At 64.5% G+C, this 510-nt stretch carries 2 protein-coding genes; both read left to right on the top strand.

Annotation, left to right across the window (positions count from 1 at the left end):
* A partial coding sequence (locus EN969_RS34635; RefSeq protein WP_164758822.1) for an aminotransferase class III-fold pyridoxal phosphate-dependent enzyme occupies positions 1-402 on the top strand: 402 nt, incomplete at its 5' end.
* Positions 403-404: 2 nt separating this feature from the next.
* Positions 405-510, top strand: a 106-nt coding sequence (locus tag EN969_RS34630) for a 3-keto-5-aminohexanoate cleavage protein (RefSeq protein WP_164758821.1), incomplete at its 3' end; no start/stop codon positions are given.

Genomic DNA, 510 nt, shown 5'->3' with positions numbered 1-510 from the left:
GTGCTCGGCGAAATGGACCGGCTCGACCTGATCGCCAATGCGGCAGCCATGGGCGATGTGCTGATGGACGGGCTTAAAGGCCTGGCGAAGCGGTTTCCGTTCCTTGCCGACGTGCGTGGCAAGGGCCTGCTCACCGGCGCCCAGATGGTCGCCGATCCCGAGACCCTAAAACCGATCGACCAGAACAAGAAAGCCACGCAGCGGCTGCTCGACCTCGCCTATGAACGCGGGCTGATCATCTATGGCCGCAGGGTCAAGGGCGGCGTCGACGGCGACAATTTCATGGTCGCGCCACCGATGATCGTCACGGCCGAGCAGGTCGGCGAGATCATCTCCATCATCGGTGACTCGCTGGAGGTTCTGGCCGCCGAGCTCGACCTGCCGGTCGGAGGCCAGGGGTAAGAATGGCACCGCGAAAAGTCATCATCACCTGCGCCGTCACCGGCTCGGTGCACACGCCGTCCATGTCGCCCTATCTGCCGGTGACGCCGGACCAGATCGCCGCAGACG

Origin of the sequence: Mesorhizobium sp. M7A.F.Ca.CA.003.01.2.1 (genome assembly GCF_003998945.1) — a bacterium.
Classification (GTDB): Bacteria; Pseudomonadota; Alphaproteobacteria; order Rhizobiales; family Rhizobiaceae; genus Mesorhizobium; species Mesorhizobium ciceri.
This window is presented reverse-complemented; position numbering and strand designations above follow the sequence as displayed.